The 14,370-nt window shown below is 63.9% G+C and carries 14 protein-coding genes; 6 read left to right on the top strand and 8 right to left on the bottom strand.

Annotated features, from left to right (window positions below; all coding sequences use genetic code 11):
• From B5G43_RS16395 to B5G43_RS16385, 3 genes are all read right to left on the bottom strand, one after another.
• A partial coding sequence (locus B5G43_RS16395) for a DUF1116 domain-containing protein (protein WP_206405034.1) occupies positions 1-376 on the bottom strand: 376 nt, incomplete at its 3' end.
• Between the two features lie 12 nt (positions 377-388).
• Positions 389-1,903 carry an acyl-CoA synthetase FdrA gene (gene fdrA / locus B5G43_RS16390; protein WP_158097456.1) on the bottom strand — a complete coding sequence of 505 codons (1,515 nt, stop codon included), beginning with the start codon at positions 1,901-1,903 and terminating at the stop codon, positions 389-391.
• A complete protein-coding gene (locus B5G43_RS16385; RefSeq protein WP_087263222.1) occupies positions 1,900-2,079 on the bottom strand; it encodes a hypothetical protein in 180 nt (59 codons plus the stop codon). The genes fdrA and B5G43_RS16385 overlap by 4 nt, the downstream gene beginning before the upstream one ends.
• Positions 2,080-2,709: 630 nt before the next feature.
• Between B5G43_RS16385 and pyrB the strand changes: the two genes are divergently transcribed.
• From pyrB to arcC, 5 genes are all read left to right on the top strand, one after another.
• The gene (pyrB, locus tag B5G43_RS16380) at positions 2,710-3,654 is read left to right on the top strand and encodes an aspartate carbamoyltransferase (protein ID WP_087263220.1); all 945 of its coding nucleotides are present in this window, start codon (positions 2,710-2,712) and stop codon (positions 3,652-3,654) included.
• Between the two features lie 80 nt (positions 3,655-3,734).
• A complete protein-coding gene (locus tag B5G43_RS16375; protein ID WP_087263219.1) occupies positions 3,735-4,928 on the top strand; it encodes a sugar diacid recognition domain-containing protein in 1,194 nt (397 codons plus the stop codon).
• Complete coding sequence (locus tag B5G43_RS16370; protein WP_087263217.1) at positions 4,925-5,986, top strand: GntG family PLP-dependent aldolase; 1,062 nt, start codon at positions 4,925-4,927, stop codon at positions 5,984-5,986. The genes B5G43_RS16375 and B5G43_RS16370 overlap by 4 nt, the downstream gene beginning before the upstream one ends.
• Positions 5,971-7,365 carry a dihydropyrimidinase gene (gene hydA / locus B5G43_RS16365; RefSeq protein WP_087263215.1) on the top strand — a complete coding sequence of 465 codons (1,395 nt, stop codon included), beginning with the start codon at positions 5,971-5,973 and terminating at the stop codon, positions 7,363-7,365. Before B5G43_RS16370 ends, hydA begins: the two co-directional genes overlap by 16 nt.
• A gap of 61 nt (positions 7,366-7,426) precedes the next feature.
• Positions 7,427-8,374, top strand: a complete 948-nt coding sequence (arcC, locus tag B5G43_RS16360; RefSeq protein WP_087263213.1) for a carbamate kinase — start codon at positions 7,427-7,429, stop codon at positions 8,372-8,374.
• A 71-nt stretch (positions 8,375-8,445) separates the two neighbouring features.
• On the opposite strand, the gene B5G43_RS16355 is transcribed toward arcC, so the two are convergent.
• The 5 genes from B5G43_RS16355 to B5G43_RS16335 form a co-directional block, all read right to left on the bottom strand.
• Positions 8,446-8,916, bottom strand: a complete 471-nt coding sequence (locus tag B5G43_RS16355) for a DUF2798 domain-containing protein (RefSeq protein WP_087263211.1) — start codon at positions 8,914-8,916, stop codon at positions 8,446-8,448.
• A gap of 200 nt (positions 8,917-9,116) precedes the next feature.
• Positions 9,117-10,844 carry a phospho-sugar mutase gene (locus B5G43_RS16350; protein ID WP_087263209.1) on the bottom strand — a complete coding sequence of 576 codons (1,728 nt, stop codon included), beginning with the start codon at positions 10,842-10,844 and terminating at the stop codon, positions 9,117-9,119.
• A 130-nt stretch (positions 10,845-10,974) separates the two neighbouring features.
• Positions 10,975-11,457: a 23S rRNA (pseudouridine(1915)-N(3))-methyltransferase RlmH gene (gene rlmH, locus B5G43_RS16345; RefSeq protein ID WP_087263208.1), complete on the bottom strand. Its 483-nt coding sequence runs from the start codon at positions 11,455-11,457 to the stop codon at positions 10,975-10,977.
• Between the two features lie 19 nt (positions 11,458-11,476).
• Positions 11,477-12,265 carry an MBL fold metallo-hydrolase gene (locus B5G43_RS16340; RefSeq protein ID WP_087263206.1) on the bottom strand — a complete coding sequence of 263 codons (789 nt, stop codon included), beginning with the start codon at positions 12,263-12,265 and terminating at the stop codon, positions 11,477-11,479.
• A gap of 83 nt (positions 12,266-12,348) precedes the next feature.
• The gene (locus tag B5G43_RS16335; RefSeq protein WP_087263205.1) at positions 12,349-13,644 is read right to left on the bottom strand and encodes a UDP-N-acetylglucosamine 1-carboxyvinyltransferase; all 1,296 of its coding nucleotides are present in this window, start codon (positions 13,642-13,644) and stop codon (positions 12,349-12,351) included.
• A gap of 436 nt (positions 13,645-14,080) precedes the next feature.
• Here B5G43_RS16335 and B5G43_RS16330 point away from each other — a divergent pair, with 436 nt between their 5' ends.
• The gene (locus B5G43_RS16330) at positions 14,081-14,278 is read left to right on the top strand and encodes an alpha/beta-type small acid-soluble spore protein (protein WP_087263203.1); all 198 of its coding nucleotides are present in this window, start codon (positions 14,081-14,083) and stop codon (positions 14,276-14,278) included.
• Positions 14,279-14,370 lie beyond the last annotated feature (92 nt).

Below are 14,370 nucleotides of genomic sequence, written 5' to 3'. Positions count from 1 at the left end.
TGCAGTAGGCGTCGTTGCCGTGCTTCCGGTTGTGGATGACAAAGACCGGCATGCTGGGGCTGGTGACGCCCGCCATGGGGCCCACCGCGCTGTGGTTATGGCAGGGGGCAAAGTGGATCTCCCCCGATGCGGCCAGCTCGTAGGCCTCCGCCTCGGTCCGGGCGCGGCCCTCCAGCATCAGGGCTCCCGCGATGGCGCCCTTCATAGGGCCGCACATCCGCTCCCAGGTGATGGGAGGACCGGCGTGCAGGATGGTGTCCTTGGTCATCCCCGGGATGACCTCGATGGCCGGGCGCACGTCCACCCAGACCGGGTCCGCCTCCAGCATGGTGTGCACCGCCTGCTGGTTGGCTTGGTTGATGGCTTCAATGTTCATATCATTACCTCCTTAACCGTGGAGCATCCGGATGGCGGCCCGGACCATGTCCGCGTTGGAGCGGAAGGTCTGAACGCCGGCCCGGAGCAGTTTTTCCTCCTGCGCACACAGATCCTGAGGATCGGAGTCCGCGCCGCAGACGTGGGCCAGGATTCGCAGGCGTCCGTCGGGACGCAGGGCAAAGGCCTTTTCCAGCGCGGGCAGGGCCGCGCCCACCGGGTCGGGATGACAGCCGTACCCCAGGACAAAGTCCAGAAGCAGCACGGCGGTGTCCGCCTCGGCGGCCTGGGCGGCGATCATGTCGTTGCGCAGCTCGGGGTTGATCATGGGGTGGGCCCGGCCCACGGTAAAGACGTCGTCGCCCAGGTCCAGCACCGTGTGGTCGTGGGGTCTCATGGGGTCGGCCAGCTCCGCCGCACCGTCCATGTGGATGTTGGAGAAGAGGGGGGCGACCCCCGCCTCCCGGAAGAGATACAGCGCCTCATAGGCCAGGGAGCCGCCGGTGTAGAGGGCCCGGATGTGCTTTCCTTCTACAATGGAATCGGTCTTGGCGCTCTCCGGCGCGGTGATGGTGAGTCCGGTGTGGCGCAGGGCCAGGTCGGCGGCCAGGTCCATGGTGTCTGCAAACTGAAGGTTGCCCTCATCGGGACGGCGCTTGCCGCCCAGGAAGCAGACGATCACCGGCTTTGCCACCTGCCGCGCCCGCTCCAGGATGTGGTCGGCCACCGCCGGGTCCGCCGGCTTGGACAGCAGGAGGATGACCTGGGTGCTCTCGTCCCGGGCCAGACACTCCAGACCCTGGAGCATGGAGATACCGCCGATGTCCCGGCTCAGGTCCCGGCCGCCGGTGCCGATGGCGTGGGAGATGCCGCCGCCGCTCTGGTGGATGAGGCAGGCCAGCTCCTGGATGCCGGTTCCGGCGGCGCCCACAATGCCGATGGGGCCCCGCCGTACCTGGTTGCCGAAGCCCAGGCAGGCGCCGTCCAGAATACAGGTGCCGCAGTCCGGCCCCATGACGATAAGGCCCTTTTCCACGGCCTTCTTCTTCAGGGTCCGCTCCTCCTCCACCGACACGTTGTCGCTGAAGATCATGGGGTTGACCCCCAGGTCCAGGGCCTGGTCGGCCAGGGAGAAGGCGTACTTGCCGGGCACCGAGATGAGGGCAATGTTGGCCTCCGGCATGTAATCCAAAGCCCGCTCCAGGCTCTTGGGGGCCTGGAAGGTATCTCCGTCCTCCTCCAGGGCCACCCGCTCTCCGCCGCCGCAGATGGCGGTCTCCGCCGCCTCCAGGGCCGCGTGGCACTGCTCCTCGCTGGCGGCGCGGACCACGATGAGGATGTCATCCGGGCTGGCCACCTGGGCCTCCGGCGTCAGGATGCCGATGCGCTCCAGCAACTCCAGATTGGTGGGGGTGGCCATGGAGACCGACGCCTCCTCCACGCCCTCCATATTCCGGATGGAGCTGGCGATCCGCATCAGCTTGACGGAGTCCTGATAGAAATTCTCTTTTACTCTGGTCTGGATCAAGGTTGGGCCTCCTTTTTCGTTCCTCGCAGCTGCTTGAGCAGCTGCAGCACCGCGCTGTTGCCCTGGGCGGGCGGGTGCCAGTCCAGATGGACCACCGGGATCTCCTGGCGCTCCAGCTCGTCCCGGAAAAACTCCAGGCCCACATTGATCACCTGGATCTTATGGGTAATATCCATGCTACACATCCTTCTTTCCATAACCTGTGCCTTGATCCGCCGGCAGGTCTGATGCCCTGTCCGGCTCTGTAGTTCCAAAACACTTTTTATGTAAGCAAAAGACGTGCCAAGTTCTCACCCCCCGGAGTGGGGCCTTTTTCCGCCTTTCGGCATCTGCTCCGGCGCAAGCGATGACTTTTTTCATCGCACATGATGAAAAAAAGAGCCGCTATGAAATATTTCATCGCACGGCTTTCTTCCGCTCCAGCGCGGGCTCTCTTTTTTCGACGCGGAATGCGCCCAACTGTGCGTCCGCACAGCGCCGCGTCTCCGCGGGATTGCGGACAATTCCCCTCTGCTTTTCCGATTTGCTGAGCAGTTACACAGGACCTGGCATCCCAATTGCATGTAATTGGGGTGAAAGGAGGCAGAAAATCCCGCTGATCCATCCCCTTTTCCCCACAAGGAGTGTGCACGCGTACAATTGAATCCCACAGGTGGACGCCCTATACTGAGCATGAAAATTGTGCACAAGCAAACGATCCGCCACCACCTGCAGACGTTCCAAAACACAGCTGTACTCCAAGGTCTAAGCAGCTGAGAGTGCAGGCCCATCCACAAAATTACATGAATGTAAAGGAGACCGTCGTTATGAAGCCCAACTATACTTCCATCACCGGCATCAAGAATCTGTCCAAGGAGGACATCAACTACATTCTGGACCTGGCGGAGAAGCTGGAACCCATCATCCAGGGTAAGTCCCAGCTGCGCCCCCTGAAGGACAAGGTCCTGTGTACCTTCTTCTATGAGCCCTCCACCCGCACCCGTCTCTCCTTCGAGTCCGCCATGAACAAGCTGGGTGGCACCTGCATCTCCATGGCCGACGCCCAGAAGACCTCCTCCGTCTGGAAGGGCGAGACCCTGGAGGACACCATCCGCACCATCGAGAACTACTGCGACGTCATCGCCCTGCGCCACTTCGAGGCCGGCGCGGCCGAGCGCGCCGCCTCCATCTCCCGGGTGCCCGTCATCAACGCCGGCGACGGCCCCAACGAGCACCCCACCCAGACCCTGCTGGACATGCTGACCATCCGCCGGGAGTGCGGCAAGCTGGAGGGCCTGAAGGTGGTCATGTGCGGCGATCTGAAGCACACCCGCTCCACCAACTCCCTGACCCTGGGCCTGTCCAACTACGGCGTGGACTTCACCTTCGTCCAGCCCAAGGGCTTTGAGACCAGCCAGTGGATCCTGGACCTGGTGAAGGAGCGGGGCTGCTCCTATACCCAGACCGAGGACCTCCAGTCCGCCCTGATGGGCGCCGATGTGGTGTACATGTGCCGCATCCAGAAGGAGCGCTTCCCGGAGGACGAGTTCGAGCTCATCAACGGCAAGTACTGCCTGACCCGCGACATGCTGGAGAAGTCCCCCAAGGTGGCGGCGGTGCTGCACCACCTGCCCCGCGTGAACGAGCTGGACACCAGCGTGGACAAGTATCCCGGCTGCGCCTACTTCAAGCAGACCTACAACGGCGTGCTCATCCGCGCCGCCCTGATGACCATGCTGCTGGACAAGGTGCCCGTGGAATACGGTATGTAACGAAAACCAGCGCCGGACAGGCGGGTGTACGCCTGCCTGTCCGGCGCGCCTGATTTCCGCTGCGAAAGGAAGGCGGTCCCATGCTGAATACTTCCGTCGCGCAGTCTATCGTGGACCAGACCATGTCGGTGCTCAACGTAAACGTCAATATCATGGACGTCCACGGGACCGTGATCGCCGCCGGTGATCCCTCCCGCATCGCTACCTTCCACTGCGCGGCCGCCGACGTCATCGCCACCGGACGTAAGAAATCGGTGACCGCCGTGGAGGCCGCCCAGCTGGACAGCGTGGAGCAGGGCGTCACCCAGCCCATCGTCTACAAGGGCGCCATCATCGGCGCGCTGGGCATGACGGGCGAGCCCTCCTATGTAGAAAAATATGTGGAGCTGGCGGTGCTGACCGCCCAGCTCATCATCGAGCAGGAGGAGATGAAGCAGCGGGGCTTCCAGGAACAGCGGGTGCGGGAGAGCGTACTGCTGGACCTGTTTACCGGGCGCTGTCTGGAGGACCCGGAGGTCTTTCGCCAGCGGCTCTCCTTCCTCAATCACCGCTGGGACCGGCCCCAGCGCCTGCTGGCAGTCCGACTGGAGGCGCTGGAGGACCAAACCGATCTGATCCGCTGCCAGCAGCTCAAAGACCGGCTCACCGACCTCATCGGCCGGTACCGCATCTGCGGTTGCAGCATGGTGGGCTGTTTCCTCCACCAGCACCTGGCCCTCCTCCTCCCCACCCGGGAGGAAGAAGCGTCCGGCGGCCCGTGGGAGGCGGGACTGGAGGACCTTGCCCGGCTGCTCCAGAGCGAGACGTGCGGCCGGGTCCTGCTGGTCCGGGACGCCCTGTGCCGGGACTGGCGGGAGGCCCCTGCCGCCTATCGGCGGGCTAAAGGAGCCCTGGAGATCGCGTGGCGCTGGCCCGATGTTGGACCCGTCATCGCCTCGGAGGACTACCGGAGCGAGTACGCCCTCTTCCAGCTCCCCGCCCAGGCCCGCTCGGACTTCTGGCGCTCCGTGCTGGGGCGGCTGCTCCGCGGAAAGGCCGAGCAGCGCGACCTCTCCCTCCACACCCTCCAGGTCTACTACCAGAACGACATGAACGTACAGAAAACCGCCGATGAGCTGTTCATCCACCGGAACACCCTCAACATGCGCCTCAATAAGATCCGCACATACACCGGCTATGCGCCCCAAAAATTCCAGGATGCCTTTGTCCTGCGCATGGCCATGCTCCTCCGGGAACTGGAGGAGCCCAAGACAGAAAAGGAGCGATCCCTATGATTGATATCCGCAGCGATACCGTGACCCACCCCACTCAGGAGATGCGCAAGGCCATGTATGAGGCCGAGGTGGGCGACGACGTCATCGGCGACGACCCGACCGTAGCCCGCATCCAGGAGATGGGCGCGGCCCTCTTCGGCAAGGAGGCCTGCCTCATCACCACCTCCGGCACCATGAGCAACCAGACGGCGGTGCTGTCCCTGACCAACAAGTGTGAGCAGATCGTGGTCCACGACAAGTCCCACATGTACAACCTGGAAGTGGCCGCCCTGGCCCAGATCTGCGGCGTCCAGGCCCGGCCCATCCCCGCCCCCGGCGGGCACTTCGACCTGAACGAACTGGAATCCAACCTCATCAAGCCCGCCATCCAGAACGCCCCCACCTCCCTGGTATGTCTGGAGAACACCTTTGACCTGAACCAGGGTTTGGTGGTGGACAAGGCTCACATCGACGCGGTGTGCGAGGTGGCCCACCGCCACGGTATCCCGGTATATCTGGACGGTGCCCGGGTGCTCAACGCCGCGGTGGCCCTGGACATGGACCCGGCGGTGCTGTGCGAGCACGTGGACGTGGTCTCCCTCTGCCTGAGCAAGGGCCTGGCCTGCCCCATCGGTTCCCTGCTCATGGGCCCCAAGGACGTGATCGCCAAAGCCCGGGTCATGCGCCAGATGCTGGGCGGCGGCTGGCGGCAGGGCGGCATCGTGGCCGCCGCCGGTATCGTGGGCCTGTCCCACTACCGGGACCTGAAAGAGGACCACCAGAAGGCCCAGGCTCTGGCCAAGGGCCTCCAGGCGCTGGGCATCGGCATCGACCTCGATCAGGTGCAGACCAATGTGGTTCGGCTGGACGTGTCCACCGTGTGCATGGACGCCCAGGGCTTCTGCGCCGCGCTGGAGACGTTTGGCGTAAAGGCCAAGCCGGTGGGTCCCACCTACGTCCGTATGATCTGCCACAAGGATCTCACGCACGAAATGGTGCCCACGGTGCTCCAGGCGGTGGAGCGCTGCATCCAGGCCCCCGCGCCAGCTGAGGAGGGGATAGCATGTTCGATCTTCTGATCCGAAACGGGACCGTAGTCACCGCCCAGGGCAGCTTCCCCTGGGATGTGGCCATCCAGGGCGGCAAGATCGCCGCCACCGGCCCCCACGGCAGTCTGGGCCAGGCCAAAGAGGTGCTGGACGCCGCGGGGAAGCTGGTCCTCCCCGGTATGATCGATCCCCACGTCCACATCCACCATCCCTTCAAAGGCGGCTATTCCGCCGATGACTTTGCCACCGCCACCCGCTCCGCCGCCTTCGGAGGCGTGACCACGGTGTGCGACTTCGCCATCCAGTGGGACAAGGAAAAAACTCTGGCCGAGACCTGCGCCCTGCGCCGCAGCCAGTTCGAGGGGCAGTCCTACACCGACTTCACCTTCCACGCCTGCCCCACCCGCTCCGACCCTGAGACGGTCGCGGAGCTGCCCGGCCTCATCGCCGGGGGCGTCCCCTCCGCCAAGCTCTATATGACCTACTCCCGCCAAGACCGCATGTCCGACGACGCCGCCCTGTGTGAGGCCCTGAAGGTCACCGCGGCCCACGGCGGCCTGGTGGGCGTCCACGCGGAAAACGACGCCATGTGCTGCTACTACTCGGACCAGTATCAGCGCGTGGGCAAGACCAGCCCCCACTACTTCCCCCTGTGCAAGCACAATCTGGTGGAGGCCGAGGCGGTGAACCGGGCCATTTATCTGGCCAAGGCCACCGGCGGGCGGCTCTACATCTTCCACCTCTCCTGCCGGGAAAGCCTGGACCTGCTCCGGACGGCCCGGGCCGAGGGCGTCCAGGTCTACGCGGAGACCTGCATCCACTACCTCACCCTGGATGACACCTATTACGACCGTCCGGACGGCGCCCAGTTCATCTGCAGTCCCCCCCTGCGCAGCAAGGCCGATGTGGAGGCCCTGTGGGAGGGGGTCCGGGAGGGACTTATCGGGGTAGTCAGCTCCGACCACTGCGGCTTCTCTCTGGAAAACAAGGCCAGCGGCTGCAACGACTTCACCGCCACCCCCAACGGCCTGCCCGGCATGGAGACCCGCCTGGCCGCGCTGTACACCTACGGCGTACGCACCGGCCGGATCTCGCTGCCCCAGCTGGTAGCCCTTCTCTCCACCAACCCCGCCCGGGTCTTTGGCATGTATCCCCACAAGGGCGACATCCGGCCCGGCAGCGACGCCGACCTGGTCCTCTTTGACCCGGAGGCCAGCGCCGTCATCTCCCCCGAAATTCTCCACAGCCCGGTGGACTGGAACCCCTACGACGGTCAGGAGCTCTATGGCCGGGCGGAGACCGTGCTGCTGCGTGGCGAAGCTCTTATCCGGGACGGCGTGTGCTGTGCCGCCCCCGGCGCAGGCCGCTTTGTGGAGCGCCGGGCTGAGGATATGGACCTGAATACTTAATAAGGGAACTCCGCTCCGGCGTGTGCGGCGGCGTTCCCGGGAAGGATCGAGTGATACCGAAATGGCAAGAAAAAAGATCGTGATCGCCCTGGGCGGAAACGCCCTCCAGGAGAGCGGGATGCCACCCACGGCGGAGATGGAGCTGGAGATGGCTGAAAAGACCGCCGAACACATCGCGGACATCATCGAGATGGGCTATGACGTCATTCTCTCCCACGGAAACGGTCCCCAGGTGGGTCGGGTGATCCAGCAGAACGACTGCGCTGCGGCGGTGACCCCCGCCATGCCCTTTGACGTCTGCGGCGCCATGACTCAGGGGATGATCGGCTACCACCTGCAGCAGGGCCTGTCCCGGGTCTTTCAGCGCCGGAATCTGGACCGGACGGCGGTGACCCTCATCACCCAGGTGGTGGTGGACCCGGAGGACCCCCGCTTCCAGAACCCCACCAAGCCCATCGGGCGCTTCTACACCCGGGAGGAGGCCGAGCAGATCCGGCAGGACCACCCGGAGCAGACCTTTGTGGAGGACGCCGGGCGGGGCTGGCGGCGGGTGGTGGCCTCGCCGGAGCCCCGGGACATCGTGGAGCTCCAGGCCATCAAGCGCCTGATGCAGGCGGGCTTCGTCATCATCACTGTGGGCGGCGGCGGCATCCCGGTAGTGCGGAGCGACGCCGGACGTCTGGAGGGCGTGCCCGCCGTCATCGACAAGGATCTGGCCTCCGCCCTGCTGGCCGAGGAGCTGGACGCTGATCTGCTCCTCATCCTCACCGGCGTGGAGCAGGTGTGCATCAACTTCAACCAGCCCAGCCAGCAGAGCCTGGACCGCCTCTCGGTGGACCGGGCCCAGGAGTACATCGCCCAGGGGCAATTCGCCCCCGGCTCCATGCTCCCCAAGGTGGAGGCGGCTGTCCACTTCACCTCCAGCAAGGCCGGACGCAGGACCATCATCACCTCCCTGGACCGGGCCGCCGCGGCCCTGGATGGAAATGTGGGAACGGTAATCGCGTAAGAACGCTCTCAATTGCAAAACGCCGCGTCCCGTAGAGTACGGGACGCGGCGTTTTATGGTTCAAAAGCGGATCAGTGGGCCGCCGACACGGCCAGCTGCTTGCGGAAGAGTGCCCGGAAAATCAGCCGGGTCAGCGGGCCGCAGAACAGCAGCTGCCAGATGAGGGCCATGGGCATGTTGCAGCCCCAGGTGTGGACCCACATGCCGAAGCTGGGCTCCTTGAAGAGCAGGGTGGCAATGAGGCTCATGGTGGGGCACATCAGGCACACGATCATGGTAGAGATGGCGTAGGTGATGATCTGGGGGCGATCTGTGGGGCGCACCACGGTGAAGGCCGGCTTGGTGGCCAGCTTCTCCACCACGAAGAACTCCAGTACCACGGCGATGGGGACCATGATAGGCATCTCGTGGAGGGCCATGAGGAAGGTGGCGTTGGTCACGCCGCCGGTGTTCAGGGCCACATTGTACACGATCATTCCGTATACCATGATGATCGCCATGAGAACGGTGAATACGACGCGCTGAAAGGTTGTCTGGGGCATAGATGTTTCTCCTCTCCAAGATCTGGCATTTTGGCGCAAAAAAAGAAGGAAAGCAACGAACCTTTTGTCTCGTTACTTTCCTTCACTGCGACTACCAGTAATTAGGTATATTTTAGCAGATCTTTTTACCTGTGTCAAACACGCACTCCACAAAAAACCGGACCCGCCGCAGGACGGGTCCGGTTTTTTTCACAGCTTGCTTAGCCCTTCAGGCTCTCGGCCCAGGCGGCGTACTTGGCCACCTTCTCGTCGCACACGTCCTTGGTGGCGCCGTTGGCCAGGATGTAGACCTTGACCTTGGGCTCGGTGCCGGAGGGACGGACGATGAGGCTGGTGCCGTCGGTCATCTCGTAGCGCAGCACGTTGGAGCCGGAGAGCTCCATGGTGCTCTTGGCGCCGTCGGAGACATTGACCACGGAGCCGTCCTTGTAGTCCTTCTGCTGGGCCACGGCCACACCGGCGATCTCCACCGGGGGGTGCTCCCGCAGACCGGCCATCAGGTCGGCCATCTTCTTCAGGCCGTCCAGACCGGGCATCACCAGGTTCAGGGTCTTTTCGCCGTAGAAGCCGTACTTCTCATAGCACTTCTGGAGAGCGTCGTACAGAGTCATGCCCTGTCCGGCGTACCAGGCGGCCATCTCGGTCAGGGACAGAGCGGCGGTGACGGCGTCCTTGTCGCGGACGTAGTCGCCCAGCATGTAGCCGTAGCTCTCCTCGTAGGCGAAGATGACCTTGCCCTCGCCGGCGTTCTCCAGCTTGTCCTTCTTCTCGGCCAGGAACTTGAAGCCGGTGAAGGTGTCGTAGCAGGCCAGGCCGTTGGTCTCGGCCACCTTGCGGGCCATCTCGGTGGTCACGATGGTCTTGAGGGCCACGGGCTTCTCGGGCATCTTACCGGTGCGCTTCTTGGCGCCGATGAGGTAGTCCAGCAGCAGCACGCCGGTCTGGTTGCCGGAGATGGTGATGTACTCGCCCTGGTCATTGCGGACCATGATGCCCACGCGGTCGGCGTCGGGGTCGGAACCCAGGATAAAGTCGGCGCCCTCCTTCTTGGCCAGGTCCACCGCCAGGTAGAAGCCCTCGGGGTTCTCCGGGTTGGGGGAGACCACGGTGGGGAAGTTGCCGTCGATGACCATCTGCTCGGGGACACAGATGACGTGCTTCATGCCCAGGCGCTTGAGGGCCTCGGGGATGAGCTTGTAGCCGGTGCCGTGGAAGGGGGTATACACCATCTTGAAGGTGTCGGCCACCTTCTCCACAGCGGCCTTGTCGTTGACCTGACCCATGACGTTGGCCAGGAACTTCTCGTCGGTCTCGGCGCCCATCAGGGTGATGAGACCGGCCTTCACCGCCTCATCATAGTCCATGCGCACGATGGAGTCGAAGAGGTCCAGCTCCTCCATCTTCTTGGCGATGGCGTCGGCGTGGTGGGGGGGCAGCTGAGCGCCGTCCTGCCAATACACCTTGTAGCCGTTGTACTCCTTGGGGTTATGGCTGGCAGTGACGTTCACGCCGGCGATGCAGCCATACTCCCGCACGGCGAAGGACACCTCGGGGGTGGGGCGCAGGGACTCGAAGAGGCGGACATGGATGCCGTTGCCCGCCATGACACAGGCGGTCTCACGGGCGAACTCGTCGGAGTGGTTGCGGCAGTCAAAGCACACGGCCACGCCGCGCTTGACGGCCTCGGGGCCCTCGGCCTTGATGACCTCGGCAAAAGCCTGGGTGGCGTGGCGGATGACGTGGATATTCATCTGGTGCAGACCCACGCACATGGTGCCGCGCAGACCGGCGGTACCAAACTCCAGAGGCGCGAAGAACCGGCTCTCGATCTCCTTCTCATCGTTGGCGATGGAGCGCAGCTCCTCTTTCTCAGCCTCGCTCAGGGCGGGGCTGTTGAGCCACTTTTCATAAACATCACGATAGGACATGGGAATGACCTCCAATTTATCTGAGATTTTGGCGTGAATCCAACACTGCTGTTGTGATTATATCACAAAGGGATGCCAATATCTAGCATAGATTTTGGTAAATCATCTCAATATTTTCCAGTCTGTGACGCTACTTGTGGTAGGGCGATCCGGCGTTGATCTGGAAGGCCCGATAGATCTGCTCCAGCACCATCACCCGGGCCAGATGGTGGGGGAAGGTCATGGGAGACATGGAGAGGCGCAGGTCGGCCTGGGCCTTCAGGGTGGGCGAGAGGCCGAAGGAGGAGCCGATCAGAAAGACCACGCTGCTCTTGCCGCTCCCCGCCCAGCGGGCCATCTGGCCGGCCAGGTCCTCGCTGGAGAGGAGCTTTCCCTCCACGCACAGGGCGGCCAGTACCGCCCCCGCCGGGAGCTTTGCCCGCACGGCGGCGGCCTCTTTCTCCAGGGCGGCGTCGATCTGGGCCTGGGAGGGGTTCTGGGGAAGGCGCTCCTCGGGGAACTCGATGACGTTCAGCTTGCAGAACGCCCCCAGGCGCTTGACGTACTCGTCGCAGGCCTGGCGGTAAAAGGACTCCTTCAGCTTGCCCACGGTGAGCAGGGTCACGCTGCGCATAGGCCTTCTCCTTTCGTCCTCAGACGGTGTATGTAGTCCCGGTGCAGTCCCGGGGGGCCACCTCCAGGCACACGTCCCGGCCGATCACCGCGCCCTGGCGCTCCAGGGCGCTGCGGACGGTATCGTAAGCCCGCTGGGGGGTGTTGTTCTCCTTGGAGAGGTGGGCCAGCACCACGGTGGCCGCCCCCGCCTCGGCCCCCAGACAGGCCAGCTCTGCCCCCGCCCGGTTGGAGAGGTGTCCCCGCTCCCCCTGGATGCGGGCTTTCAGAAAATAGGGGTAGGGCCCGCTCTGGAGCCACTCGGGCTCGTAGTTGGCCTCGGCCAGCAGCAGATGGGCCCCCTGGATGCCCCGCTCGACGGCGTGGGTCACATAGCCCAGGTCGGTGACCACCGCCGCCTTCCGCCCGTGGGCGGAGATGGCGTAGCCGGTGCTCTCAGCGGCGTCGTGGGGGGTGGGGAAGGTCTCCACCTCCAGTCCGCCCACGGTGAAGCACTCCCCGGGGCGGAAGGTGTGCATCCGCTCCGGCGCCACGGGGACCTTCCGCCCCATGGCCACGGCGGTGCCGCCGCTGGCGTAGAGGGGGAAATCCAGCTGTCTGGTGAGGGTGGCAAGGCCGGAGATGTGGTCGGTGTGCTCGTGGGTCACCAGAACGCCGGCCAGGTCCTGCGGCGGAATGCCCAGGCCCTTCAGAGCGGTGGTGATGCGCCGGGCAGAGATGCCGGCGTCGATGAGGATATGGGTGGTGCCGTCGGACACCAGGGTACAGTTGCCGCTGGAGCCGCTGGCCAGAGTGGTGAGTGTCAGCATGAAGTCGCTCCTGTATCGGTTTGGCGGTCCGGGCAGAAACAGAGGGACGGCCTGGCCGCCCCTCCCGGAATCCGGATCAAAATTTAGCCTGCAGTGGCCTGGGCTTCCTCGTCATCGGGGGTGACAACCACCCGGATGTCGGCGCCCACGCCGGAGAGCTTGCGTACGATGTCCTCGTAGCCCCGCTCAATGTGGTGGATATTGCTGATCTCGCTGGTGCCATTGGCGGCCAGAGCGGCGATGATCATGGCCGCACCGGCGCGCAGGTCACAGGCCTGCACCCGGGCGGCGGAGAACTTGTCCACGCCCTCGATGATGGCCACCTTGCCGTCCACCTGGATCTGGGCGCCCATGCGCCGGAACTCGTCCACGTAGCGGTAGCGGTTGTCCCACACGCCCTCCGTGAGGACGCTGGTACCCTTGGCCAGGCACAGCACCGCGGCGATCTGGGGCTGCATATCGGTGGGGAAGCCGGGATAGGGGAGGGTTTTCACATTGGTGCGGGTCAGCTCGCCGGTGCGGCGGACCAGCACGGCGTCGTCCCGCTCCTCGATCTCCACGCCCATCTCCACCAGCTTGGCGGTGATGCACTCCAGGTGCTTGGGGATGACGTTCTCGATGAGGACCTCACCACCGGCGGCGGCCACAGCGGCCATGTAGGTGCCCGCCTCGATCTGGTCGGGGATGATGGAGTAGGTGCCGCCCTTCAGACGGTCCACGCCCCGGATCTTGATGACGTCGGTGCCGGCGCCCATGATGTCGGCGCCCATGGAGTTGAGGAAGTTGGCCAGGTCCACGATATGGGGCTCCTTGGCGGCGTTCTCGATGATGGTGAGGCCGTCGGCCAGGGTGGCGGCCAGCATCACGTTCATGGTGGCGCCCACCGAGACCATGTCCATATACACCGTGGTGCCGTTCAGGCGGCCGTTACGGGCCTTGGCGTGGATATAGCCGCCCCGCACGTCCACATCGGCGCCCATGGCCACAAAGCCCTTGATGTGCTGGTCGATGGGCCGCCCGCCGAAGTCACAGCCGCCCGGAGGGGGCACCTGGGCCGAGCCGAAACGGCTGAGCAGCGCGCCGATGAAATAGTAAGAGGCCCGGATCTTGCGGGCCAACTCCTCGGGAATGCGGGCGTTGTGGATGTGGGTACAGTCCACGTCCACCGTCGTCCGGTTGACCGTGCGCACGTCGGCGCCCAGCTCCTGGAGGATGTTGAGGATCAGCGTCACGTCGCTGATCTGGGGGATATTTTCAATTCGGCACACCCCGTCCACCAGCAGCGTGGCGGGGATGATGGCAACGGCGGCGTTCTTGGCACCGCTGATGGAGATCTCGCCATAGAGCGGCTTGCCGCCCTGAATCACATATTTAGTCAAAACCGCACCTTCTATTCCACACACAGGGTATCAAAACCCCGGCGATCACAACAGCCGCAAATGTCCCAAGCGGCCGGATTTGATCTGATTTGATCTGGAAATTGGAGGGTCCACATAGGACCGCGCTCCAATGCAATGATATTATAGCATCCCCCCTGTGTAAAAGCAAAGCAATTTTCTTCAAAATAGGAAAAGACCCGCGGGCTTTTTCTTGCTATCTCTAACAAAACCATGCCCATTTGCAGTCCTTCTTATTCCTAACACAGGTATGGTTTCCATAATAGACAGCTTAGCGGGCGCGTGTGCGGTTCAGCGCCGGAAAAAGCCCGGATGGAAAAAGCGGAAAAAAGTGGCCTACATATCAAAACCGTCCCCGGGGCAAAGCTATGTGCGGATTCCCCAATCCAAACAATCGACGTTTGAAGGAGATGTTCTTATGTCTACCACTTCCAACCAGCCCGCCGTCCCCAACGCCCGTGAGGCCCTGAACAAGTTCAAGATGGAGGCCGCGCAGGAAGTCGGCGTCAATCTGAAGCAGGGCTACAACGGCGACCTGACCAGCCGTGAGGCCGGCTCCGTGGGCGGCCAGATGGTCAAGAAGATGATCCAGGCCTACGAGAACTCCATGCAGTAAGCGCATCCGCGCGTTTTGACCTGGCACCGGCTCTGAGCCGGTAAAAGACGCACCCCCGGGGGGGGCGGGAGGCCCCCCCGGGGGGGGGGTGG

Source organism: Flavonifractor sp. An92 (assembly GCF_002159175.1).
GTDB lineage: Bacteria > Bacillota > Clostridia > Oscillospirales > Oscillospiraceae > Pseudoflavonifractor_A.
The sequence above is the reverse complement of the archived record's forward strand: the minus strand, read 5'-3'. Positions and strand labels throughout refer to the sequence as shown.

What these genes read in the sequence shown, in the direction of transcription:
- B5G43_RS16385 (WP_087263222.1), bottom strand. Translation starts at nt 2,079, where the DNA reads ATGGATATTACCCATAAGATCCAGGTGATCAATGTGGGCCTGGAGTTT.
- pyrB (WP_087263220.1), top strand. Translation starts at nt 2,710, where the DNA reads ATGAAGCCCAACTATACTTCCATCACCGGCATCAAGAATCTGTCCAAG.
- B5G43_RS16375 (WP_087263219.1), top strand. Translation starts at nt 3,735, where the DNA reads ATGCTGAATACTTCCGTCGCGCAGTCTATCGTGGACCAGACCATGTCG.
- B5G43_RS16370 (WP_087263217.1), top strand. Translation starts at nt 4,925, where the DNA reads ATGATTGATATCCGCAGCGATACCGTGACCCACCCCACTCAGGAGATG.
- hydA (WP_087263215.1), top strand. Translation starts at nt 5,971, where the DNA reads ATGTTCGATCTTCTGATCCGAAACGGGACCGTAGTCACCGCCCAGGGC.
- arcC (WP_087263213.1), top strand. Translation starts at nt 7,427, where the DNA reads ATGGCAAGAAAAAAGATCGTGATCGCCCTGGGCGGAAACGCCCTCCAG.
- B5G43_RS16355 (WP_087263211.1), bottom strand. Translation starts at nt 8,916, where the DNA reads ATGCCCCAGACAACCTTTCAGCGCGTCGTATTCACCGTTCTCATGGCG.
- B5G43_RS16350 (WP_087263209.1), bottom strand. Translation starts at nt 10,844, where the DNA reads ATGTCCTATCGTGATGTTTATGAAAAGTGGCTCAACAGCCCCGCCCTG.
- rlmH (WP_087263208.1), bottom strand. Translation starts at nt 11,457, where the DNA reads ATGCGCAGCGTGACCCTGCTCACCGTGGGCAAGCTGAAGGAGTCCTTT.
- B5G43_RS16340 (WP_087263206.1), bottom strand. Translation starts at nt 12,265, where the DNA reads ATGCTGACACTCACCACTCTGGCCAGCGGCTCCAGCGGCAACTGTACC.
- B5G43_RS16330 (WP_087263203.1), top strand. Translation starts at nt 14,081, where the DNA reads ATGTCTACCACTTCCAACCAGCCCGCCGTCCCCAACGCCCGTGAGGCC.